Source organism: Ralstonia sp. 1B3 (assembly GCF_036631435.1).
The window spans coordinates 50,583-71,335 of sequence record NZ_JAPNUG010000025.1; the positions used below are offsets into that span (position 1 = coordinate 50,583).

Below are 20,753 nucleotides of genomic sequence, written 5' to 3' on the forward strand. Positions count from 1 at the left end.
GTTTGTGCCGGGTCTGACTCGGTGCTGGGCGCGGGATATCTCGAACGTCGTCCTCGGCTAGCGCGATCCCCCAAAGAGCTGACTGACCACGCCGCGCAGCCAACGGTTGCCGGCTTCGTGGTGATACCGCGCATGCCAGTGCTGCCGCACGGCAAAGCCCTCCACCGGAAATGGACACGCGCGAACGGCCAGATCATTGGCCTGTGCGAGCGTCTCGCCAATGTGGCGGGGCAGCGTGGTAATCAAGTCCGTCGTTTGCACAATCGCGCCCAGCCCGAGGAACCCCGGCAGTTCCAGCACGACTTGGCGCTCGATGCGCTCGCGCGTCAGCGCCTGCTGGAGAAGCTGCGCCCCCGTGCCTGCGGTGACGGCGATGTGCCCCTCTGCGCAGTACTGCTTCACGCCAAACCGGGTGCGGATTCTCGGGTGATGGCGGTTGGCCAGGCATACCCAATCCTGCTCGTACAACTGCTGCTGATAAATGCTGCCGCTCAGCCACGGCACGTAGCCGATTGCCAGGTCGGCCTCGCCGGATTCGAGCGTGCGTTCCGTATTGCCGTCAATCCGGGCAGCCTCCAGCCGGACACCGGGCGCCTGGGCGCGTACATACGCCAGAAGACGCGGCAGCAGCGTGATGTGGCTCGCGTCTGTCATGCAGATGCGAAAGCGCCGCTGCGCCGTTGCAGGGTCGAATGCAATCTCCCACGCAGCAAAGCGCCTCAACGATTCGAGAATCTCCCGGCACGGGCCGATCAGGGCGTCGGCCTGCGGCGTGGGTGCCATGCCTCCCGGCGTGCGGATGAAGAGGGGATCGCGCACGTAGTCGCGCAGGCGCCCGAGCCAGATGCTGACGGTCGGCTGGCTCTGCCCGAGCTGCTCGGCTACGCGGCTGACGTTGCGCACGTCGTAGAGCAGGTCAAACAGCTGCAGCAGCTTCAGGTCGGGCAGATCGGTCAGCAACGCGGCACTATTGTCCATGGCAATAACGGTATTTTGATCATTGTATTGTCAGTATAAGTGCCGCCTCCTATCGTGCAACCACACGACAAGGAGACGCCATTGAAGATTGCGATTCTGGGCGCCGGCGCACTGGGCTGCGCCATCGGCGCAGCGCTCACGGAAGGCGGACACGAGGCCTGGCTCATCAGCCGTTCACCGGCGCACGTCAACGCCATGCGTGGCGAGGGCCTGCGGGTTGACGACGCGCAGGGCACGCGCCGCATCCCGGTGTTGGCGGCGACGCAGGCTGCGGAAGTCGGCGTAGCGGAATTGGTCATCGTGCTCGTCAAGTCCTTCCAGACCGATGCGGCCATGCGCGGCGCGGCCGCACTCGTTGGGCCCGATACGCTCGTGCTGTCGTTGCAGAACGGCCTGGGGCATGAAGCGATCCTGGCGGAGATCGTGGGCGGCGAACGGGTGCTGGCGGGCAAGACCTACGTGGGCGGGGTGTTGCGTGGCCCCGGTCACATTCAATCCGGCGTGGTTGGCAAGGCAACGTACATCGGCGAACTCGACGGCCGCGTGACACCGCGTGTGCAGGCCATTGCAGACGCATTCAACGCAGCGCGGCTTGCGACCACCGTCAGCGAAAACATTGTCGGCACGATGTGGGACAAGCTGCTGGTGAACGTTGCCACGGGTGCGCTGACGGGTATCACTCGACTGACCTACGGCCAGCTCTACGACGATGCGCTGCTCAAGGCCACCTCGCTTGCGGCGGTGGCCGAGGCCATCGCGGCGGCGCAGGCCGCCGGCGTGAAGCTCTCGATGACGGACCCGGAGCAGGCCTGGACGCTTGCCGCCGAGGGACTTCCCGCGGCGTTCAAGACATCGATGCTGCAAAGCCTGGAGAAAGGGTCGATCACCGAGATCGATTTCATCAACGGTTCGGTTGTGCGCTATGGGCAGCAGTACGGCGTGCCGACACCGGTCAATGCCACGCTGGTCGCTTGCATCAAGGGCATCGAGCGCGCGATGGCTGACCGTCAACGCGAGGAGACCACCGCATGAGCGCCCCAAAGCCTATCTGGAACACGTTGCCATCTGGGTGAAGGACATCCACTGGCACATCCGCTTCTTCGAAGACGTGCTGGGCATGACCCTGCGCGAGATCGATGGCACGCCCGAAGCACCCCGGCAGTACTGGACTCTCGGCGGTCTGCAGTTCATCCACGCCCCGGAGTTCGAGGGGCGGGAGGGGCGGCTGGCTCACCTCGGCGTGATGTGCGAAGACCTTGAAGCGGCGCTGGCCCTGGCACAGGGTTTCGGCGTGACCGAAATGCCGCAAGGGCGTAACTGGCTGCGCTTGCCGGACGGTCTGGCGGTCGAGCTCATTCAGGCCAAGCCGGCGTCTTGCGTGGCGCAGGCGCTGGCCATCAACCCACGCGCACAGGCATGACCATGACCATCGTCGAAAAATATTGGGACGACGCCCGCGAGGGCGACACGTGTGTGAGCCCCGCTTACACGGTCACGAAGGAACGCATTCTCGCCTACGCGGACCTCACCGGTGACCACACGCCGGTGCACGTGGATGAGGCCTATGCCAATGCCAGCCACTTCGGCTGCATCGTCGCGCATGGCTTGTTCGGACTGTCGATTGCCGACGGCCTGAAAACGCAGAGCGACTACCGTTTCCTGCCCGGCATGTCGCTCGGCTGGACCTGGGATTTTCTGCTGCCGATCAAGGTGAACGACGTGCTGCACGTGAAGTTCCGCGTGGGCGAGATGCGGGCAAGCAAGAGCCGTCCGGGCTGGGGCATCGTCGTGCTGCCATCGGAGCTGATCAACCAGGACGGTCAGGTGGTGCAGCGCGGCGAACATCGTCTGATGGTGCCGCGCCGGCCGGAGCGTTCTGATGCAGGCGCGCCCTCTGGAAGGTATTCGCGTTGTCGACTACAGCCACTTTCTCGCCGGTCCTTACGTCGGCCGATGCCTGGCCGCACTCGGCGCTGAAGTGATCAAGGTCGAGCGCCCCGGCACCGGCGACGCCGGCCGCCAGCACGCCACCGTGCTCGACGACGAGCAAAGCGGCTATTTCCTGCAGCTCAACATGGGCAAGCGCGGCGTGAGCGTCAACATGAAGGACCCGCGCGGCAAGGCATTCATGCAGCGGTTGTGCGACTCGGCAGACGTGTTCATCGAGAACTACCGACCCGGCGCGCTGGACAAGCTTGGGCTGGGCTATGCCGAGCTGTCGGCGCGCAATCCGGGCCTCGTCTATTGCTCGATCTCGGCCTACGGACATACCGGGCCGGATGCGCATCGCGCCGGTTTCGGGCTGATTGCCGAAGCCAAGAGCGGCATCATGCAGATGGTCGGCACGCCCGGCGAGCGGCCGCCGCTGTTGCGCATCTCGCTCGGTGACATGTACACCGGCATCCACGCCGTTGCCGCCATCAACGCGGCCTTGCTGGGGCGCGTGAACAGCCAGCGCGGACAGCACATCGACATGGCGCTGTACGACACACTGGTGTCGATGCATGAATACGCGGTGCAGTGCTACACCCTGCAGGGCGTGCTGCCCGAACAGACCGGCCACGACATGCCGACCTCGACGCTCTACGGCGTGTTCCGTGCGGCGGACGGTGACCTCGTGATTGCGGCGCAGGTGGACGACGCGTGGAAGCGCTTTGCCGCGCTGGTCGAAGCGCATGGCGGCCCGGCGGGCTTCGGCGCCGACACGCGGTTTCATGCGGGCACCGGGCGCAACGCGCACCGCGCCAAAATCCTTTCTGTGGTGGAGCCCTGGGTGGCAGCGCGTTCGGTGGCATCGGTGCTGGAACTGCTGGATGGCATCGATGTGCCGTGCGCCAAGGTGCAGCGCATCGACGAGGTGCTGGCCGATCCGCAAATTCAGGCGCGCGGGATGGTGGTCGAGCAACAGCACCCGCGCTACGGCACGTTGCGCCTGCCCAACCTGCCGTTCAAGTTCTCCGACTGCGATACCACCGTGCGCGACGTGGCCCCCGACCTGGGCCAGCACAACGCCGAAGTGGCGCGCGCCCTGGGTTTCAGCCCAGACGAGATCCGTGCGATGCAGGCCGAAGGCGTTCTCTATTCGAAGCGAGTCAATGATGACTGACCACTATGCGGTGATCGGCAACCCGATCTCACACACCAAGTCGCCGCTCATTCACGGCCTTTTTGCGCAAGAGGCGCGGCAGGACATGCAATACACGGCCATCGAGGGCCCGGTTGAGCCGGATACCGCGTTTGCCGATGTTGTGCGCACGTTCGCCGCGGGCGGTGGCAAAGGCATGAACGTGACGGCGCCGTTCAAGCTCAAGGCGTTTGCGATGGCCGATGAGCGCAGTGAGCGCGCAGCGTTGGCCGGTGCTGTCAACGCAATGAAGTTTGAGGGCGGCCGCATCCTCGCCGACAACTTTGACGGCATCGGGCTCGTTCGCGACATCGAGATCAACCTGGGCTTGCCCATGTCCGGCAAGCGCGTGCTGATGCTGGGGGCCGGCGGGGCCGCGCGCGGCGCCCTGCTGCCGTTTCTGGAGGCCAAGCCGGCGGAGTTGGTCATTGCCAACCGCGATGTCGCAAAAGCGCAGGCGCTGGCCGCGCAGGTCGCCGGGCGCGGCGCGGTCGTCGCCTGCGGATATGCCGAGCTGGAGGCAATGGGCCGCTTCGATCTGGTGGTCAATGCCACCTCGGCCAGTCTCACGGGCGATCTGCCGCCCGTTCCGCCAAGCATCTTCCGCCCCGACGGGATGGCCTACGAACTGGCGTATGGCAAGCGCCTGACGCCGTTCCTGCGGCTTGCCCGCAACGCGGGTGTGCGCAATCTCGCCGACGGTGTCGGCATGCTGGTCGAACAGGCGGCTGAGGCGTTCGCGTGGTGGCGCGGGGTGCGTCCGGACACGCGCCCGGTGATCGATCGGCTGACCGTCCCGCTCACTGAGTGAATTGCCCACGGAGGCCCGAATGAAGCGCATCCTGATGCTGCATGGCGTCAATCACAACATGTTCGGCAAGCGCGACCCCGTGCAGTACGGAACGATCACGCTGGCCGAGATCGACGCAAGGTTGCAGGCGTTGGGCGCCGAACTTGGCGTGCAGGTGGAGTCGTTCCAGACGAACAGCGAAGGGGCGATGTGCGAGCGCATTCACCGTGCGTTCGAAGACGGCCAGGACGCCGTGCTGATCAACGCCGGCGCGTGGACGCATTACAGCTACGGCATTCGCGATGCGCTGGCGATCCTGACGTGTCCGGTCGTGGAATTGCATATGTCCAATATCCACGCACGCGAGCCGTTCCGGCATCACTCGGTGTTTGCCGACATCGTGAGCGGGCAGATCTGCGGGGTTGGCGTGCAGAGCTATCTGTTGGCCCTGCGCGCGGCGGTCTCGGCAATCGATCCAGCTTAGCCTCGGCAAATGCTATGGATGAAGCGTCTCGCCCTTGTTCAGCATATCGACGAATTGAGCGATCTTTTTTTCGCGCGTTTCGGCCTTTTTCACGTTCTGGATCCTGAACAGAATCGCGTACCGGTTCTGGCCATTTAGCGTGGCGAAGAATCGCTTGGCCTTCGGGTTGGCGTCGAGAGCCTGCTGCAGATCATCGGGCACCGTGGATGCACTGGGAGACGAATAGGCAGCCTCCCAGCGGCCGTCCTGCTTGGCCAGATCGATGGCGCGAAGGCCGGCGGGGCGCATTCTCCCGGCGGCAATCAACGCTTCGGCCTTGGCGGTGTTGATCTTCGACCAGATGCTTTTGGCGGTCCGGGGCGTGAACCGCTGCAGCCAGTAGTGCTCGTTCTCCGCCTGCTTTTGCCCATCAATCCATCCGTAGCAGAGGGCGCTCTCAACAGCCTCTGCGTAAGACACAGTGCATTGCTCGGCCGATCGCTTTGCGATGCGGAGCCAGACGCCGGTCGCTGCCTCTGCGTGGGTTTCCAGCCAGGCTTCCCAGGCTTCCTGGTTGGGGAAGGAAAGTGTTGGATCGGCCATTGGTTTGTCGCTAGCGTCATTCGCGCCTGAAACCGAGCACACCTCTGCCCATTGCATTTTCAGACACCAGTGGATTCGGCATCCAGGCCGTCCTCACTTCCAGCGTGTCTCCGTCCAGCGTATAGAACCGTTCCTGCTCCGTGCCGTTCCAGGCTTCATTCCAGCACGCGTCGACCTTCGTGATGAAGCGATCGCCCTCGACCCGATACCGACCGGTGTAAGCCACGATCGTGCGGAACAGCGCCGCCAGCTTCTCGTCTGTATTTCCCGGCTCGCGCACCTTTGCGGTGAGAAGCACCATCATGCGGCCGTCAGCGCCAAAGACCAATGAACCCTTGGGCTCCGCGCCCCAGGGCTGCGAGCGCTCCTTTGTGTCTTGAACCTCGGTCTCGAAAGAGACCAACCGCCAACTGCCGTGCAGCTTTGTGTCGTGTTCAGGCATATCGTGTCCTGTCGTCGTCCGTTGAACAGCTCGCCCGGGGTTGACTCGGGCTTTGCCAGCGTCGGGATTTGCATATTAGTAGCAGCGCTATCCGAACGCCTGCACGCGCCGCGCCGGACATCGGCTATCGACCATCGGGGGAGGGGCACGCCATCCTTTAGAATCGCGGACTTTGCCCGTACTCCCATGTGGTTCAAAAACCTTCAGCTTCATCGTCTGCCGGCGCCTTGGGCCGTGACCCCCGACCAGCTTGAAAAGTGGCTGGCACCCCACGCGTTTCAACCGGGCAACAGCGTAGAGAAACAGACCTCCGGCTGGGCATCGCCGCGCGAGGATGGCGCGCTCGTGTATGCAAACAATGGGCAGATGCTGCTGACCTTTCGCGCTGAAAAGAAGCTGCTGCCGGCGTCCGTCATCAACCAGGTGACCAAGGCCCGGGCGGTAGAGCTGGAAGAACAGCAGGGTTTCAAGCCCGGCCGAAAGCAACTGCGCGAACTCAAGGAGCAGGTGACCGACGAACTGCTGCCGCGCGCCTTCAGCATTCGGCGCGATACGCGGGTGTGGATCGATACGGCAAACGGCTGGCTCGTGATCGATGCGGCTTCGCAGGCGGTTGCCGACGACGTGCGCGGCCTGCTCGTGAAATCGATTGACCAGTTGCCGCTTACCAATGTGCACGTGGCGCATTCGCCGGTGGCTGCCATGACGGAGTGGCTGCTCTCCGGTGAGGCGCCCGGCGGCTTCACCGTCGACCAGGACGCCGAGTTGCGCTCGACGGGCGAAGGCGGCGCCACCGTGCGATACGTTGGCCACGCGCTCGAAGCGGAAGACATGCGCCGTCACATCGAGGCGGGCAAGCAGTGCATGCGGCTCGCCATGACGTGGGACGACCGCGTCTCCTTCGTGCTGACGCCGTCACTCCTGATCAAGCGCGTGACGCCGCTCGACGTGATCAAGGAAGCCGAAGACCCCACCGCGCAGAACGACGACGAACGCTTCGACTCGGATGTCGCGCTCATGACGGGCGAGTTGGCGCGGATGCTGAGCGACCTGGTCGACAGCCTGGGCGGCGATCAGCTCGACGCCGTGCAACAGGCCAAGGCGGCCTGAGCTTCGTCAGCCGGCTGGCGGTTGCCCGGTGAACACCGCCAGTTGCGCCTCGAAAGCGCGCCGATAAGCGGGCCTGGCTTCGCCGCGTGCGACATAGGCGGCGAGGCTCGGGAATTCGTCCAGAAGGCCCGACGGCCTCAGCCGGAGCAGCACCGACACCATCAACAAGTCCCCCGCGCTGAATGCGCCATCGAGCCAATCGGCATCGCCCAGCCGCGCAGACAGTTGATCCAGCCGACGGCGGATGTGGTCCATGACCAGCGGCAGGCGCTCGGGAGTCCAGGGCTTGTCGCCCTCCTGGAACTTGGCCGTGACGAGCTCAAGAATCGGCGGCTCGATGGTGCTGAGGGCCGCAAACATCCACGTGATCGCGCGTGCCCGGGCATGGCCGTCGTCTGGTAATAGAACCGGGTGCCGCTGGGCGATATGGAACACGATCGCGCCGGTCTCGAACAGTGCCAGGTCGCCCTCCTCGTAGGTGGGAATCTGGCCGAACGGATGCAGGCGCAGGTGCGCAGGCTCTTTCATCGCCTGAAATGAGACCAGCCGGACGTTGTAGGGCTGGCCGGCTTCTTCCAGCGCCCAGCGAACGCGCGTGTCGCGCGCCAGTCCTTTGCCGCCATCGGGGAGCGTTCAAAGGCGGTAATGGTGGGGATCATGCATGCGCTCCGATGTGTGGCCGGCGCCACCCCCAAAAACGGTGGTACCTGCGTTTGTTTGAAGTCCGGGGTGCGGCGATACCACGCTGCCGTCGCCACGGCAGGGCTATCAAGAACGCCTTGCCGCGGAGCGCACCAAGAAGGCGCATGGTAGCGCGATCACCCCCTAGGGAGGGGGCTGCAGGGCCCGATAGGCAGCGGCTTTCCCACGTAAAATCCGCAAGCGCGCCGCCATGCTCGGCGCCCTGTTTTGATATCCGGATGCACGTCGATCTTCTTACCCTTTACCTCCTTGCCGTCGGGATCCTGCTCGCCAGCGCCGGAATGCTGTTCTGGGAGCATCGGACCAATCCCCGGCGCAGCAAGGCGTTGCGCCTGCTGGCGGCCGGGTTTGCGACGCTCGCGCTCGGCTGCACGGCCGTGCTGTTCCGCCATGCTGTGCCCGGCGCGATGGGCGCGGCGCTCTGCAACCTCATCATGCTGTGCGGCTATCTGCTGGTGCTGTCCGGCGTTGCTGCGCTGAATGGGCGCCAGTATCGTGGCACAGCAGCGGGCGTGCTCATCGGTATGGCCTTGATTTGGGCGATGTGGGGTGCGCAGAGGCAAGACCTGCTTTGGAACTACGTCAGCGCGATTCCGATCGCGTTGGTCAGCGCGATGACGGCCCGCGAAATGTGGCGATGCGACGCGATGATGCCGCTGCGCCCGCGGCAACTCGTGGTGGTGGTGACGACGTTGCATGCCGCGCTTTACCTGGCCCGCGGGCTTGCATTGCCCTGGCTCGTCGCGGCATATGGGCCGGCCATCCAATCGGCGGCCAGCAAGTTGACGATGATCGAAGGCGTCTTGTACGCGATGGTCCTGCCAATGACGCTGCTGAAGCTCATTCGCGACGAGGCTCACGGCCAGCTTCTGACCGAATCCCAGACGGACTATCTGACCCGTCTTGGCAATCGCCGCTGGTTCTTCGAGCAGGGCGCACGCCTGATTGACAGTATCGGCAGTAACCTCCCAGTCGCCACGCTCGTGTTCGACCTCGACCGGTTCAAGGCCATCAACGATCGCTACGGACACCAGGCCGGCGACACTGTCCTCAAAGTGTTTGCCGAAATCGCGCAGGGCGTGCTCGGCCCCGACGTGGTGCTTGCGCGCATTGGCGGCGAGGAATTCGCGGGGTTGCTGTTGGGCGATGACGCAGGCCAAGCCAGAGCCCGGGGCGAGGCCGTGGCCCGGTGCTTTGCCGAGGCGGTTCAACGCCGCAGCGACAGCGCTGGAATCCTGGCGACAGTCAGCATCGGCATGGCCCAGTTCGACGCCGCCGTGCCGTCGCTCGCGGATGCCCTGGCGGCGGCAGACAAGGCGCTGTACCGCGCCAAATCGCTGGGCGGCAATCGGCTTGAAGTGGCGCAGACTGCCGGACAGGTCGACGCGACTGTGCTTTCGTAACGGTGGACGTTGCTCAGTCCGCCCGCCCGGCGCGCAGGTCGCTCTTGCGGATGAGCTGCAACAGCGTCTCCGCGGGCTTGCTCAGGCGCCGCGCAGCCAACGTGATGAATTCGATAGCGGGCAGCGGCGGCAACACATCGCCATTGACTGGCGGCACGAGCCCGCCACCCGCCAGGTTCTGCGCACGCACGGTAATCCCCAGCCCGCCGCGCGCCGCGGCAATACATCCCGAATGACTGCTGCTGGTGCAGACGATGCGCCACAGCCACCCCGTTGCGGCCAGCGTGTCCAGCACGATCGAGCGCGTCACGCTCGGCTCGTTGACGAGGATCAGCGGCAGCGGCTGACTCACGTCGACCACGGTGCCGGGCCGGGCCAGCCATTCGAGCTGCCCTCGGAATAGCGGCACACCGCGTCGGCCGCCTTCGCGACGCTTGCCGACAATCAGGTCCAGCGAGCCGTCTTCGATGCCTTCGTACAGCTTGCTGGTCATGCCCATCGTGATCTCGAGTTCGACATCCGGATGCGTCGCCCGAAACGCTGCCAGCAGATTGGGCAGCGGCCCCTGCGCCAGGTCTTCCGAGGAACCGAGCCGGACACGTCCCTGCAATCGCGGCGCACTGAACTGCAGCTCGGCGCGCGCCAGGGATTCGAGGATCAGCTTCGCGTGAACGAGCAGCGCCTCGCCGTCCGGCGTGAGCGACACCGAATGGGTATCGCGCACAAACAGCCGCCGGTTGACGCTGTGTTCCAGACGGCGGATGTGATCGCTGACCGACGATTGCGACAGGTCCAGCTGCCGCCCGGCCTCCGTAAAGCTATGGGCCGCGGCCACGGTGGCGAAGGTTTGGATCCAGACGGGATTGAGCATGCGGGCATTGTCATCGGAGTTTCCGATAACAGTCAACGTCTCTAGAGGGGTTCCCGATTGGCCGCTCGTCGGTAGCATTGCGGGTGGATGTCCGGCCCTTTCCGGACAGGCATTCCAGGATTCACATGCAGACCGCCTCAACTTCGGCCACCCCAGAGAGCACTTCCCAGAAGGCCATGCTGTGGATCGTCTTCGCCGGCTTTTTCATGCAGGCGCTGGACACAACCATCGTCAATACCGCGCTGCCGTCGATGGCGCGCAGCCTCGGCGAAAAGCCGCTCGACCTGAAATCGGTGGTGGTGGCCTACACGCTGACCATGGCGATGCTGACGCCGGCTTCAGGATGGCTGGCAGACAAGTTCGGCACGCGGCGCGTGTATTTCACGGCGATCCTGATTTTTGTTCTCGGCTCGGTGTTCTGCGCGACGGCGCATACGCTGCCGCAACTGGTGATCGCACGCGTGCTGCAGGGCGTTGGTGGCTCGATGCTGTTGCCGATCGGCCGGCTGGCCGTGTTGCGCAATATTCCAGGCGAGCAGTACATCGCGGCATTGGCCTTCGTGTCGGTGGCGGGGCAGGTGGGGCCACTCCTGGGGCCGGCCCTGGGCGGCTGGCTTGTACAGGATGTTTCGTGGCACTGGATTTTCCTGATCAACGTGCCGGTGGGTTTCGTAGGGTTGTTTGCGGTACGGCGCTATCTGCCGCACGATGCCGTGCGCGCCGTGGCGCCATTCGACTGGCTTGGCTGCGGGCTGCTGTCGCTGTGCATGGTGGCGTTCTCGCTGGCGCTCGAAAACGGCGCGCAGAGCCCGTGGAGCGCGGTGCTGATCGCCGTGAGCGTGGTCAGCGCGCTGCTCTATATTCCGCACGCGAGGCGGCGGGCGGCGCCGCTGTTCCAGCTTGCGCTGTTTCGTGAACCGAATTTCAGCGTTGGGCTCGTCGGCAACCTGTTCTGCCGCATTGGCTCGGGCGCCGTGCCCTTCCTGCTGCCGCTGCTGTTCCAGTTGCAGCTTGGCTATTCGCCGTTCCATTCGGGGTTGCTGCTATTGCCGATTGCCATTGCCGGCATGCTCGCCAAGCGCTGGGTCGTTCCCCTCGTGAACCGCTTTGGATATGACGTGTTCCTGCAGGTCAACACGTGGGTGGTTGGCATCTCGATCGCCTCGTTTGCGGCCATGTCGCCGGGCTGGCCGCTGGCGCTGTCGATCGTGCAACTGTCGGTGTTCGGGTGGGCGAATTCGATGCAGTTCGCGGCCATGAACAGCATCACGCTCAAAGGCCTGTCGCACCAGGATGCCGGCAGCGGCAACAGTTTGTTCTCGATGGTTCAGATGCTCGCCATCGGCCTGGGCGTATCGATTGGGGGCGGGCTGGTCAGCCTGTTCTCGGTCAAGCTTGGCGTGGCAGCGCCGGCGTATCGGCTGGCATTCTTCACCATGGGCGTGGTGACCGTACTTTCTGCGTTCATCTTCCGCCGGCTGGATGCGCGGCCCAAACCGTCTCGTACCGAAAACGTGGAGGCCGAGGCAGTACAGGCGCGCTAACGATTGCAGGCGCTGCATCCGAGTCGCTTGCCAAGAGGCAGCGGGACGAGCCGGGCGCGCGGTACGGCTCAAGTCGTCAGACGTAAAAGAGGTCGGTTGCCCAGCGGACGTGCTGCGACGTGCGGGTTATGTTGGGACTAAATGCCCCGCAAAACGGCTGGCAGGTCATCCGCGCATGCGCAGGAGATCTGCGTAAGAGACCAATTTGCGTTTTCCTGGTCCCAGCGTCTTGCGCTTCGACGCGGGGCGGGCGGGCTTGCCGCGCTCGAATTTGGCGGCCGCACGTGCATCTTCCTTGGCATGCACGGTGGCGGACTTGGCTTCCGCCTTGACGCGTTCGGCTTCGCGCCGTGCCGCAACGCGCTCCTCGCGGGCCACTTCCTGTGCGGCCGAGAGGATTTCTGCCTTGAGCAGATCACGTCGCTGTTTGGCGGCAACGCGGGCAGCCTGCAGTTGTTCCTTCCGTTGCCGGAGCCACTCTTTTCGGCTCACCGGCGCGGGCCGTGCCTCTGCCGGCACGCTGAGCCTCAAGGCGCGGCTGACGGCGACTTTCTCGGCGTGGATCTGGCGGCGCGGATCGTGTTTCGCATCACTCATGGTGCGTGACGCTCCCTGGCGGCAACGCTGTGCCGCCGTGTACCGGCAGCGGATGGCGGGTCATGGCGTTCATTCGGACAACCGTACCATAGGGCTTCATATCACGCAGGGGTGATGCCCGGTCCTCAGGCCTCCGGCAGTCCTGACGGCACGAGCGCAGGTGCGGAGCGGCCATGCGATTGACGCCAAAAGATACTGATCTGTATCATTTGGCGAGCACTGCACAGGAGGCGCAGCGTGAACCCGCAGAGAACGATCGACTACCGCTACCGGCCCACCTTCGAAAGCGCATTGCTGGGCACGGGGTTCTTCCTCTTCTGCGCGGTGTTTGCCGGCTACCTTGCCGTGGACATGGGCGCGGGCTGGATTCTCGATGGCCTGATCGCCCCTGATCTGGACGGCGCAGGGGTTTTCTGGTGGTTGATCGCCTTGGTCTCGCTGGGCTTTGTGGCGCCGGGGTTTGCCAGCATGCGGCTTGCGCTCGCGAAGGAGCGGTGCATCACGCTTTCGTCCAGCGACGTCGCCATTCCGGTGCGGTATTCCACGTCGGAGAAAACCGTTGTGCCGTTGCGCGACATCGCCGGCATGACGATGCAGACCGTGAAATCGTCCCGCATCCTGACCATCGTCAGCGGCGATGCCAAAACGCAGGTCTCGGAACGGCTCTTTGAAGACCGGGCCAGTTTCGAGGATTTCCTGACGCGGCTGCAGTTCCTACTGCGGGCCGCGTAGCGGGGCGCCGGTGTTGCCGGGGCCCGCACACGCTTCGCGTTACTTCACAGGCGTCAAGATCGGCGCGCCCTTGTTCTTGATGAGCAGCACCACGAACTTGGCCGGCTGCGTCGCGCTGGCGTTGCGCCCCACGGTGTGGACGTCGTTGGGGCCTTCATGGAACGTATCGCCTGGCTTGAGCGTGGCCTCCTTGCCGCCCTTGACGCCCATGACGATGCTGCCCTCCAGCACGTAGACAAACGCGTGGGCGTCGTGGCGATGCACGGGGTCGACCGCGCCCGGCGGGTAGTCCACCACGATCATCTCCACTTCCTTGCCCGGGTATTCGGGCAGCGTATCGGTGCGCAACGGCGTGACGCTCGCTTGCGGTGCCGCCATCGCCGGCGCCGCAGCCAGCAGAAGCGGCAGCATCAACGTTGCCGCACGCGACACGATGGTTTTCATGGCTTGGAACGGCATGGCGTTACTCCGCGTGATTCCGGGCCAGCCATTGCTGGAAACCCAGTTGGCCGATGCGTGCCTCGCCCAGTGGCACGAGCGACAGTTCCTCGACCTGCCCGCCGACGTATCGCGCGTTCCGGTCTTTCACGACGGGGCGTGCATCGCCGACCGACTTCAGATAGCGCGCGACGGTTTCCGCGAAGGGTGCGCGGTCGGGGCCGGCAATGTCGATGGTGCTGTTCAGCGGGGCGCCCACGACGACCTCCGCGAGGATGGCCACGACGTCGTCCACGGCAATCGGCTGGAACAGCCCATCGCCGATGCGTACCGTGCCGTCGTTGGTGCTGAGATCCGCAATGCCGCCGATGAACTCCATGAACTGCGTGGCACGCACGATGGTGTACGGCACGCCGGACGCTTCCACAGCTTCTTCCTGCGCGACCTTGGCGACGAAGTACGGGTTTTCGGGCATGCGATCGGTGCCGACAATCGACAGAGTCACGTGGTAGCGCACGCCGGCGGCCAGTTCTGCCTTGCCAAGGTTGCGCGCGGAGGTGCGGAAGAAATCGAGCACCGCCTGCGGCTCCCATGACGGCGGGTTGGTGACGTCCACGACCACGTCTGCGTCGACCAGTGCGTTGCTCAGGCCCTCGCCCGTGATGGTGTTGACGCCGGTGCGCGGGGAGGCGGCAACCGCCGTATGGCCGGCTTCGGTAAGCCGCTTGACAAGACGCGAGCCGATCAGGCCCGAACCACCGATAACGACAATCTTCATGACAGAGTCTCCTGAGGACGTGGATGAATGCGCATAGCGCTTGGATGGAGACAGTGTGGAAGAATCATGCCCCAGGAGTAAGGGCCAAGAAATATCGATTTGACTAGGCCAAGTTCAGTTGCCGGAAAGATTGCCATGACCGTAAAAACGCCCGCCCTCAGCATCGAGATTGACCGACGGAAACCGGTGCCGATCTATCTGCAGATCTGCGAACGGTTTCGTACCGCCATCGCGGCGGGGCACTTGCGCCCTGGCGATCGCGTGCCCGCGTTGCGCGGCCTTGCCATGCAGTTGAATACCGCGCGGGGCACGGTGGAACTGGCTTACACGATCCTCGTGGGCGAAGGGTATCTGCTCATGCGCGGGGCGGCGGGGACGTTCGTCTCGCCGTCGCTACCGGAAGCCGCCACGCGCGCGCAACGTGCGAAAGGCGGGCAAGACCGATCAGGCGCGCCGAGGGCGGAGAGCGCCCCGCAGGGCAGCCAGCCGATGCGGCGCGAACTTCCCATTGCCATCGACATGAGCGGCGAGCCCAGGCCGCTGCAACCGGGGCTGCCCGCGCTCGACATGTTTCCGCGCAAGCTCTGGAACCGGCTGGTGTCACGCCGTGCGCGCAGCGGCGACCGCGCGATGCTTGCCTACCCGAATCCCATGGGCTATCCGGCGTTGCGCGAACACATCGCCACGTATCTCGGCCTGTCGCGCGGCGTCACGTGCTTGCCGGAACAGGTGTTCGTGACCAGCGGCTACCGTGCAACGCTCGAGCTTGTCTTGCGCAGCCTGGCGAGCCCGAACGACCGCATGTGGTTTGAAGACCCCGGCTACCTCCTTGCGCGCGGCTTTCTGTCCGAAACGGGCGTGCAGCTCGTTCCGGTGCCCGTGGATGAAGACGGCATCGATGTCGCGCGCGGCATGGAGCTTGACCCGCAGGCGCGCTTTGCGCTGGTAACGCCCTCGCATCAGGCGCCGCTCGGCTGCACGCTGTCTCTTGCGCGGCGCATGGCGTTGCTGGACTGGGCCGAGAAGGCATCGCGCTGGATCATCGAAGACGATTACGACAGCGAATTCCGCTACGTCGGTCGCCCCTTGCCGGCGCTCAAGAGCCTCGACAAGAGTGACCGCGTGATCTACTGCGGCACGTTCAGCAAGGTGATGTTTCCCGGCTTGCGGCTGGCCTACGCCGTGGTGCCCGAGCGCGCCGTTGAACGCGTCCAGCGCGTGGCCGGCAGCATGAATGCCGGATCCCCCGCGTTGCTGCAGGCCGCCCTGGCCGACTTCATCGAGCAGGGGCATTTCGCCAGGCACATCAAGCGCATGCGGACGCTGTACGGAGAACGGCGCACGCTGATTGCCGACGCGTTGAAGCAGGCGTTTGGCGACCGGATGATCGTCGACATGCCTCACGGCGGCATCCAGTTTCCAGTGCGCTTCACCGTCGGTCCCGATGGTCCGGTCGACGACGTTGCTGTTGCCATGCGCGCTCGCGACGCGGGGCTCGCCGTTGGCGCGCTGTCGTGGTGGTACGCCAATGCGCGTTTGCGGCACACGCCGCGCGGCTTGGTCATGGGCTTTGCCAACGTGGCCGACGCGAAGGACGCCGGGCGCCTTGCACGAGCGCTGCGAGCGTGTCTGGATGCCTCCCCAGGGGGCGCCGGTTCTGACTCGGCCAAGCGGCATCTCGGCCATTGAGCGATGGCGATGGAGGCCCCGCGCGTTTGTCGGGCGCCTCGTTTTTCCGGCGCCGGCAATACCATATGCGCTTCAATACGCAAACAAATTGCATCGCCGTTGGCGCAAAATAGCGGTTTGGGCGTCTTTTTGCGCCCCCTGCACCTCATGGAGACGGTATGAACAACGTTGTCGAATCGGCCATTTCGATCGAGAAGCGCCCGAACCCTGTTTCGGCGGAAGAGCGCGCGCGCCTGCTGGAAAACCCGGCTTTCGGCCGCGTATTCACGGATCACATGGCCACGATCCGTTACACCGAGGGCAAGGGCTGGCACGACGCCAAAATCGGCGCGCATGGCCCGATCCAGTGCGATCCGTCTACGCTGGTGCTGCACTACGCGCAGGAAATTTTCGAAGGCATGAAGGCCTACCGCCTGCCGGACGGCGGCGGTGCGCTGTTCCGCCCGGAAGCCAATGCGCGCCGGTTCCAGAACTCGGCCAAGCGCCTGGCGATGCCTGCGCTGCCGGAAGACCTCTTCCTGCAGGCCGTGCGCGAGCTGGTCAAGCTCGACCGCGACTGGATTCCGTCGGGGCAGGGCTCGGCGCTGTACCTGCGCCCGTTCATGATCGCCACGGAAGTCGTCCTGGGCGTGAAGCCGTCGGCTGAATACCTGTTCTGCGTGATTGCCTGCCCGGTGGGCGCGTACTTCAAGGGCGATGCATCGGCGGGCGTCACCATCTGGGTGTCCGACAACTACACGCGCGCCGCACCCGGCGGTACGGGCGAGGCCAAGTGCGGCGGCAACTACGCTGCCAGCCTGGTCGCCCAGGCCGAAGCCACGCGGGAAGGTTGCGACCAGGTCGTCTTCCTCGACGCGGTGGAACGCAAGTGGATTGAAGAGCTGGGCGGCATGAACGTGTTCTTCGTCTTCGACGATGGTTCGCTGCAGACGCCGCCGCTGACCGGCACGATCCTGCCGGGCATCACGCGCGACTCGCTCATCACGCTGGCGCGTGGCATAGGCCTGACCGTGCGCGAAGAGCCGTACTCCATCGACCAATGGCAGGCCGACGCGCAAAGCGGCCGCCTGCGCGAAGCCTTTGCCTGCGGCACCGCAGCGGTCGTCACGCCCATCGGCAAGGTCAAGGGCCACAACCACAACTTCACCATCGGCGATGGCAAGGCAGGCGAGTTGACGAGCAAGCTGAAGGCGGCGCTGGTGGACTTGCAGAACGGCCGCGCGCCGGATCCGCACGGCTGGCTCGACCGCCTGTTCTGAGCCGCGGATGGCCGAATCGCTTTCCGCGCCGTCCGTTGACGGCATCGAAGCCTGGATCACCACGCCCGATGGCCGGCTTTATGCCCGGCAATGGGGCGGCCCGGTGGACGATGCCGCCAAACCGCCCATCGTGCTGCTGCACGATTCGCTCGGCTGCGTGGCGCTGTGGCGTGATTTTCCGCAGCGTCTGGCGCAGTCGACCGGACATGCAGTCATCGCCTATGACCGGCTCGGCTTTGGCCAATCCGACGCATATCCCGGGCAGTTGGATCCCAGCTTCATTCAGCAGGAAGCGTACGGCGGCTTTGCCGCGCTGACGGACCAGCTTGGTGTGGACCGTTTCATCGTCTTCGGCCACAGCGTGGGCGGCGGCATGGCCGTGTCGATTGCCGCAGCGTATCCGGGCCGCTGCGCAGGCTTGATTACCGAGTCGGCGCAGGCGTTTGTGGAAGAGCAAACGCGACAAGGCATCCGAATCGCCCAGGCGCAGTTTGCCGAGCCTGGCCAGATGGGCCGGCTCGAGCGCTACCACGGCAGCAAGGCGCAATGGGTGCTGGATGCGTGGGTCAACACGTGGCTGTCTCCGGCATTTGGGCAGTGGTGCCTGGACGATGCGCTGCTTGCCGTGCGCAGCCCCGTGCTGGCGCTGCACGGCACCGAAGACGAATATGGCTCGACCGCGCAGCCGGAGCGCATCGTCACGCTCGCAGGCGCGCCCGCCACGCTCAAGCTCGTGCAGCGTTGCGGGCACGTGCCGCATCGGGAGCAGGAAGCTGCTGTGCTCGACGCCATCAACGTTTTCCTGAGCGCCTCCGCCTGATCCAGCCTCCGTTCAGGTGCGTCGCACCAAAATCGAACGACCGTTTTTAAATCGTTCGTTTCAATCGCCTGCTTTTTTCCCGCCTTCAGAGGGCTGCCCGGCGGCCCTTTTGTTTGGAGTTTCGCGCCTAGTTTCGGGCGTTGGTCTCTTCTCCTGCTGCGCCTATAACGCAGATGTCGGGCACGACCCCGGCGGCGCACGCATGTGCGTACACAAGCCAAGCCACCCAGCGGGGCAAAACAGGAGGAAGACACATGGCAACACCCGGCATGGTCGCGTCCGTGGAATGGACCGACGGCAAGCGCTATCTCTGGATGCTCGGCGCGCTCACCATCACGCTGCCCATCATCGCCGCCGTTTCGGCACTGGCGACGGGCTGGCATCCGCTCTGGTGGGCGGGGCCGTTCATCGTGTTCACGATCATCCCGCTGCTCGATTTCCTGATCGGCGACGACCGCGACAACCCGCCCGAAGACGTCGTCCCCACGCTGGAAAAACAGCGTTACTACCGCCGCATCGTCTACCTGGCGACCACCGTGCTCTACGTGAGCTTTGCGGTGGCGATGTGGGTGCTGCGCACGTATGACCTCGTCTGGTACGACTACATTGCGTTCGCGTTTTCGGTGGGCGTGGTGACGGGCATCTCCATCAATACCGCGCATGAGCTCGGTCACAAGACCGACGGCTTCGAGCGCTGGCTGGCCAAGATCACGCTCGCGCCCGTGGCGTATGGACACTTCTTCGTGGAGCACAACCGCGGCCACCACGTCCGCGTGGCTACACCGGCCGACCCGGCAAGCGCGCGTTATGGCGAATCGTTCTGGGAATTTCTGCCGCGTACGGTGGTGGGCAGCGTCAAATCGGCGTGGGCGTTGGAGAAGCGTCGGCTGGAGCAGCAGGGGCACTCGGTCTGGTCCTGGCGTAACGATGTGCTCAACGCCTGGGCGATGACGGTGCTGCTGTGGGGCGTGTGCATCGCGTTTGTCGGGCCCAAGGCGGTGCCGTTCCTGATCATCCAGGCCATCTACGGCGCATCGCTGCTGGAGGTGGTGAACTACCTGGAGCACTACGGCCTGTGCCGCCAGCAATTGCCCAGCGGGCGCTACGAGCGATGCACGCCGCAGCATTCGTGGAACAGCAACCACGTGGTGACGAACCTGTTCCTGTATCAACTGCAGCGGCATGCCGATCACCATGCCAACCCGACGCGGTCATTCCAGGCGCTGCGGCACTTCGAGCATTCGCCGCAACTGCCAGCCGGCTATGCCGCGATGATCCTGATCGCCTATGTGCCGCCGCTGTGGTTCCGGGTGATGAACCCGCGCGTGGTTGCGCATTACAACGGCAACATGTCGCTGGCGAACATCAAGCCGTCGATCCGCGACAAGGTGCTCGCGCAGTATCCGGCGCGCGCCTGATTGCCGACTGGCCTGAGGTATGCCGCGGCTGGTGAGTTGTCGCCAGCCGATGCGACGGCGTTGGCGCAGAATGTCGAAGCGAACACTGCCCACGCCTGCCATGAACGCCGCCATTCCCGCCGCCCTGCTTGAACCCGCCCCCATCACCCTGCGCTCCAGCGACGGGCTCGCCTGGGACGGCTTTGCCGCCACGCTGCTCAGCATCCGTCCCGGGACGTACCGGGTGCCCGCCATGGCGCATCACCGGATCAGCGTGCATGTCGGCTCACCCGTGCGGGCGAATTGCGTATGCGATGGCCGCCGCTATTCGCGCATCCAGGCGCATGGCGATGCGGACGTCATTCCCGCCGGCGTGCCAGGCATGTGGACAGACGACGCCGACTGTCGGTTTCTGCGCATCGCCATCACCGACACGTTTGTGCGCGGTATCGGCGAACAGATTGGCGTGCGGGCCGACATCACGCCACGTCTGCACTGGCGCGATGCGCGCGTGCAGCATCTTGCCGCGGCGCTGGGGGCGGAGCTTGAAGCGGAAGACGCGTCCGATGCGTTGTATGCGGAAAGCCTGTGCACCGCACTGGTCGTCCGTCTGCTGAACAGCAGTCGGGATGTGTCCAACAACGCTCGCACGCTGGCGCCCCGCGTGGCCGCGCGCGTGATCGATTACATCGAAGCCCATCTGCACCAGCGCCTGACGCTGGCTGAACTGGCGGCACAGGCTGGCTTGAGCGTGCCGCATTTCAACGTGCTGTTTCGTGCAACGCTGGGCGTGCCGGTGCATCGCTATGTCGTGCAGCGCCGCGTGGAGCGTGCGAAATCGCTGCTGCTGGAGGGCCGGTGCAGCGCGTCACAAATCGCGCTGGACGTGGGGTTCGCACACCAGAGCCATATGACGCAATGGATGCAACGGCTGCTCGGTGTGGCCCCGCGTGAAGTCATCCGCGCGAGCAAGGCTGCGGCTGCTTCCGCGGGCATGCGGCGCAGGTAGCCGA

Annotated in this window: 21 protein-coding genes and 2 pseudogenes; 15 read left to right on the top strand and 8 right to left on the bottom strand. The window is 64.9% G+C overall.

Annotated features, from left to right (window positions below):
- Nucleotides 1-57: 57 nt before the first annotated feature.
- Nucleotides 58-978 (bottom strand): LysR family transcriptional regulator, encoded by a 921-nt coding sequence (locus OWR21_RS06950; protein WP_332394858.1) that lies wholly within the window; start codon nucleotides 976-978, stop codon nucleotides 58-60.
- Between the two features lie 81 nt (nucleotides 979-1,059).
- Between OWR21_RS06950 and OWR21_RS06955 the strand changes: the two genes are divergently transcribed.
- The 6 genes and pseudogenes from OWR21_RS06955 to aroQ all read left to right on the top strand — a co-directional run bounded on the left by OWR21_RS06955 (nucleotide 1,060) and on the right by aroQ (nucleotide 5,376).
- On the top strand, nucleotides 1,060-2,010 hold the full coding sequence (locus tag OWR21_RS06955) for a ketopantoate reductase family protein (protein WP_332394859.1): 951 nt from the start codon (nucleotides 1,060-1,062) through the stop codon (nucleotides 2,008-2,010).
- The gene (locus tag OWR21_RS06960) at nucleotides 1,979-2,398 is read left to right on the top strand and encodes a VOC family protein (RefSeq protein WP_332394876.1); all 420 of its coding nucleotides are present in this window, start codon (nucleotides 1,979-1,981) and stop codon (nucleotides 2,396-2,398) included. The genes OWR21_RS06955 and OWR21_RS06960 overlap by 32 nt, the downstream gene beginning before the upstream one ends.
- A 2-nt stretch (nucleotides 2,399-2,400) precedes the next feature.
- Nucleotides 2,401-2,847, top strand: a pseudogene (locus OWR21_RS06965) (MaoC family dehydratase); the annotation flags it as partial.
- Between the two features lie 10 nt (nucleotides 2,848-2,857).
- The gene (locus OWR21_RS06970) at nucleotides 2,858-4,084 is read left to right on the top strand and encodes a CaiB/BaiF CoA transferase family protein (protein WP_332394860.1); all 1,227 of its coding nucleotides are present in this window, start codon (nucleotides 2,858-2,860) and stop codon (nucleotides 4,082-4,084) included.
- A complete protein-coding gene (gene aroE / locus OWR21_RS06975; RefSeq protein WP_332394861.1) occupies nucleotides 4,077-4,913 on the top strand; it encodes a shikimate dehydrogenase in 837 nt (278 codons plus the stop codon). Before OWR21_RS06970 ends, aroE begins: the two co-directional genes overlap by 8 nt.
- A gap of 19 nt (nucleotides 4,914-4,932) precedes the next feature.
- Complete coding sequence (gene aroQ, locus OWR21_RS06980) at nucleotides 4,933-5,376, top strand: type II 3-dehydroquinate dehydratase (protein ID WP_332394862.1); 444 nt, start codon at nucleotides 4,933-4,935, stop codon at nucleotides 5,374-5,376.
- A 12-nt stretch (nucleotides 5,377-5,388) separates the two neighbouring features.
- Here aroQ and OWR21_RS06985 read toward each other — a convergent pair whose 3' ends face one another.
- Nucleotides 5,389-5,958, bottom strand: a complete 570-nt coding sequence (locus OWR21_RS06985; RefSeq protein WP_332394863.1) for a YdeI/OmpD-associated family protein — start codon at nucleotides 5,956-5,958, stop codon at nucleotides 5,389-5,391.
- Nucleotides 5,959-5,974: 16 nt separating this feature from the next.
- Entirely contained in the window at nucleotides 5,975-6,400 is a 426-nt protein-coding gene (locus tag OWR21_RS06990) for a lipocalin-like domain-containing protein (RefSeq protein WP_332394864.1), read from the bottom strand.
- 186 nt (nucleotides 6,401-6,586) lie between these two features.
- Here OWR21_RS06990 and OWR21_RS06995 point away from each other — a divergent pair, with 186 nt between their 5' ends.
- A complete protein-coding gene (locus OWR21_RS06995; protein ID WP_147217908.1) occupies nucleotides 6,587-7,510 on the top strand; it encodes a recombination-associated protein RdgC in 924 nt (307 codons plus the stop codon).
- A 6-nt stretch (nucleotides 7,511-7,516) separates the two neighbouring features.
- Here OWR21_RS06995 and OWR21_RS07000 read toward each other — a convergent pair.
- Nucleotides 7,517-8,169, bottom strand: a pseudogene (locus OWR21_RS07000) (glutathione S-transferase family protein).
- Nucleotides 8,170-8,430: 261 nt separating this feature from the next.
- On the opposite strand from OWR21_RS07000, the gene OWR21_RS07005 reads away from it, so the two are divergent.
- Entirely contained in the window at nucleotides 8,431-9,615 is a 1,185-nt protein-coding gene (locus tag OWR21_RS07005; RefSeq protein WP_332394865.1) for a GGDEF domain-containing protein, read from the top strand.
- Between the two features lie 13 nt (nucleotides 9,616-9,628).
- Here the strand turns inward: OWR21_RS07005 and OWR21_RS07010 are convergent, their stop codons facing one another.
- Entirely contained in the window at nucleotides 9,629-10,486 is an 858-nt protein-coding gene (locus tag OWR21_RS07010; RefSeq protein WP_332394866.1) for a LysR family transcriptional regulator, read from the bottom strand.
- An 83-nt stretch (nucleotides 10,487-10,569) separates the two neighbouring features.
- Here OWR21_RS07010 and mdtD point away from each other — a divergent pair, with 83 nt between their 5' ends.
- Entirely contained in the window at nucleotides 10,570-12,030 is a 1,461-nt protein-coding gene (gene mdtD / locus OWR21_RS07015) for a multidrug transporter subunit MdtD (RefSeq protein ID WP_261797236.1), read from the top strand.
- A 165-nt stretch (nucleotides 12,031-12,195) separates the two neighbouring features.
- On the opposite strand, the gene OWR21_RS07020 is transcribed toward mdtD, so the two are convergent.
- Complete coding sequence (locus tag OWR21_RS07020) at nucleotides 12,196-12,627, bottom strand: hypothetical protein (protein ID WP_316898362.1); 432 nt, start codon at nucleotides 12,625-12,627, stop codon at nucleotides 12,196-12,198.
- Between the two features lie 237 nt (nucleotides 12,628-12,864).
- Between OWR21_RS07020 and OWR21_RS07025 the strand changes: the two genes are divergently transcribed.
- Nucleotides 12,865-13,359 (top strand): hypothetical protein, encoded by a 495-nt coding sequence (locus OWR21_RS07025; RefSeq protein WP_316898360.1) that lies wholly within the window; start codon nucleotides 12,865-12,867, stop codon nucleotides 13,357-13,359.
- A gap of 39 nt (nucleotides 13,360-13,398) precedes the next feature.
- Here the strand turns inward: OWR21_RS07025 and OWR21_RS07030 are convergent, their stop codons facing one another.
- Both OWR21_RS07030 and OWR21_RS07035 read right to left on the bottom strand, forming a co-directional pair.
- Nucleotides 13,399-13,803, bottom strand: coding sequence for a cupin domain-containing protein (locus tag OWR21_RS07030; protein ID WP_316899044.1), 405 nt, complete (start codon nucleotides 13,801-13,803; stop codon nucleotides 13,399-13,401).
- Nucleotides 13,804-13,822: 19 nt separating this feature from the next.
- Complete coding sequence (locus tag OWR21_RS07035) at nucleotides 13,823-14,575, bottom strand: SDR family oxidoreductase (RefSeq protein WP_332394867.1); 753 nt, start codon at nucleotides 14,573-14,575, stop codon at nucleotides 13,823-13,825.
- Nucleotides 14,576-14,710: 135 nt separating this feature from the next.
- Here OWR21_RS07035 and pdxR point away from each other — a divergent pair, with 135 nt between their 5' ends.
- The 5 genes from pdxR (at nucleotide 14,711) to OWR21_RS07060 (ending at nucleotide 20,749) form a co-directional block, all read left to right on the top strand.
- Nucleotides 14,711-16,264 (top strand): MocR-like pyridoxine biosynthesis transcription factor PdxR, encoded by a 1,554-nt coding sequence (pdxR, locus tag OWR21_RS07040; protein WP_332394868.1) that lies wholly within the window; start codon nucleotides 14,711-14,713, stop codon nucleotides 16,262-16,264.
- A gap of 158 nt (nucleotides 16,265-16,422) precedes the next feature.
- On the top strand, nucleotides 16,423-17,523 hold the full coding sequence (locus tag OWR21_RS07045) for a branched-chain amino acid aminotransferase (RefSeq protein ID WP_332394869.1): 1,101 nt from the start codon (nucleotides 16,423-16,425) through the stop codon (nucleotides 17,521-17,523).
- 7 nt (nucleotides 17,524-17,530) lie between these two features.
- Entirely contained in the window at nucleotides 17,531-18,343 is an 813-nt protein-coding gene (locus tag OWR21_RS07050; RefSeq protein WP_147217923.1) for an alpha/beta fold hydrolase, read from the top strand.
- Nucleotides 18,344-18,597: 254 nt separating this feature from the next.
- Nucleotides 18,598-19,761 carry an alkane 1-monooxygenase gene (locus tag OWR21_RS07055; RefSeq protein WP_147217925.1) on the top strand — a complete coding sequence of 388 codons (1,164 nt, stop codon included), beginning with the start codon at nucleotides 18,598-18,600 and terminating at the stop codon, nucleotides 19,759-19,761.
- Nucleotides 19,762-19,861: 100 nt separating this feature from the next.
- Complete coding sequence (locus OWR21_RS07060) at nucleotides 19,862-20,749, top strand: AraC family transcriptional regulator (RefSeq protein WP_332394870.1); 888 nt, start codon at nucleotides 19,862-19,864, stop codon at nucleotides 20,747-20,749.
- The last annotated feature ends 4 nt before the right edge of the window (nucleotides 20,750-20,753 follow it).

Bases quoted from the DNA above. Each gene is read 5' to 3' on its own strand.
- OWR21_RS06950 (WP_332394858.1), bottom strand. From the start codon at position 978: ATGGACAATAGTGCCGCGTTGCTGACCGATCTGCCCGACCTGAAGCTG.
- OWR21_RS06970 (WP_332394860.1), top strand. From the start codon at position 2,858: ATGCAGGCGCGCCCTCTGGAAGGTATTCGCGTTGTCGACTACAGCCAC.
- aroE (WP_332394861.1), top strand. From the start codon at position 4,077: ATGACTGACCACTATGCGGTGATCGGCAACCCGATCTCACACACCAAG.
- aroQ (WP_332394862.1), top strand. From the start codon at position 4,933: ATGAAGCGCATCCTGATGCTGCATGGCGTCAATCACAACATGTTCGGC.
- OWR21_RS06985 (WP_332394863.1), bottom strand. From the start codon at position 5,958: ATGGCCGATCCAACACTTTCCTTCCCCAACCAGGAAGCCTGGGAAGCC.
- OWR21_RS06990 (WP_332394864.1), bottom strand. From the start codon at position 6,400: ATGCCTGAACACGACACAAAGCTGCACGGCAGTTGGCGGTTGGTCTCT.
- OWR21_RS06995 (WP_147217908.1), top strand. From the start codon at position 6,587: ATGTGGTTCAAAAACCTTCAGCTTCATCGTCTGCCGGCGCCTTGGGCC.
- OWR21_RS07005 (WP_332394865.1), top strand. From the start codon at position 8,431: ATGCACGTCGATCTTCTTACCCTTTACCTCCTTGCCGTCGGGATCCTG.
- OWR21_RS07010 (WP_332394866.1), bottom strand. From the start codon at position 10,486: ATGCTCAATCCCGTCTGGATCCAAACCTTCGCCACCGTGGCCGCGGCC.
- OWR21_RS07020 (WP_316898362.1), bottom strand. From the start codon at position 12,627: ATGAGTGATGCGAAACACGATCCGCGCCGCCAGATCCACGCCGAGAAA.
- OWR21_RS07030 (WP_316899044.1), bottom strand. From the start codon at position 13,803: ATGAAAACCATCGTGTCGCGTGCGGCAACGTTGATGCTGCCGCTTCTG.
- OWR21_RS07035 (WP_332394867.1), bottom strand. From the start codon at position 14,575: ATGAAGATTGTCGTTATCGGTGGTTCGGGCCTGATCGGCTCGCGTCTT.
- pdxR (WP_332394868.1), top strand. From the start codon at position 14,711: ATGACCGTAAAAACGCCCGCCCTCAGCATCGAGATTGACCGACGGAAA.
- OWR21_RS07045 (WP_332394869.1), top strand. From the start codon at position 16,423: ATGAACAACGTTGTCGAATCGGCCATTTCGATCGAGAAGCGCCCGAAC.
- OWR21_RS07050 (WP_147217923.1), top strand. From the start codon at position 17,531: ATGGCCGAATCGCTTTCCGCGCCGTCCGTTGACGGCATCGAAGCCTGG.
- OWR21_RS07055 (WP_147217925.1), top strand. From the start codon at position 18,598: ATGGCAACACCCGGCATGGTCGCGTCCGTGGAATGGACCGACGGCAAG.
- OWR21_RS07060 (WP_332394870.1), top strand. From the start codon at position 19,862: ATGAACGCCGCCATTCCCGCCGCCCTGCTTGAACCCGCCCCCATCACC.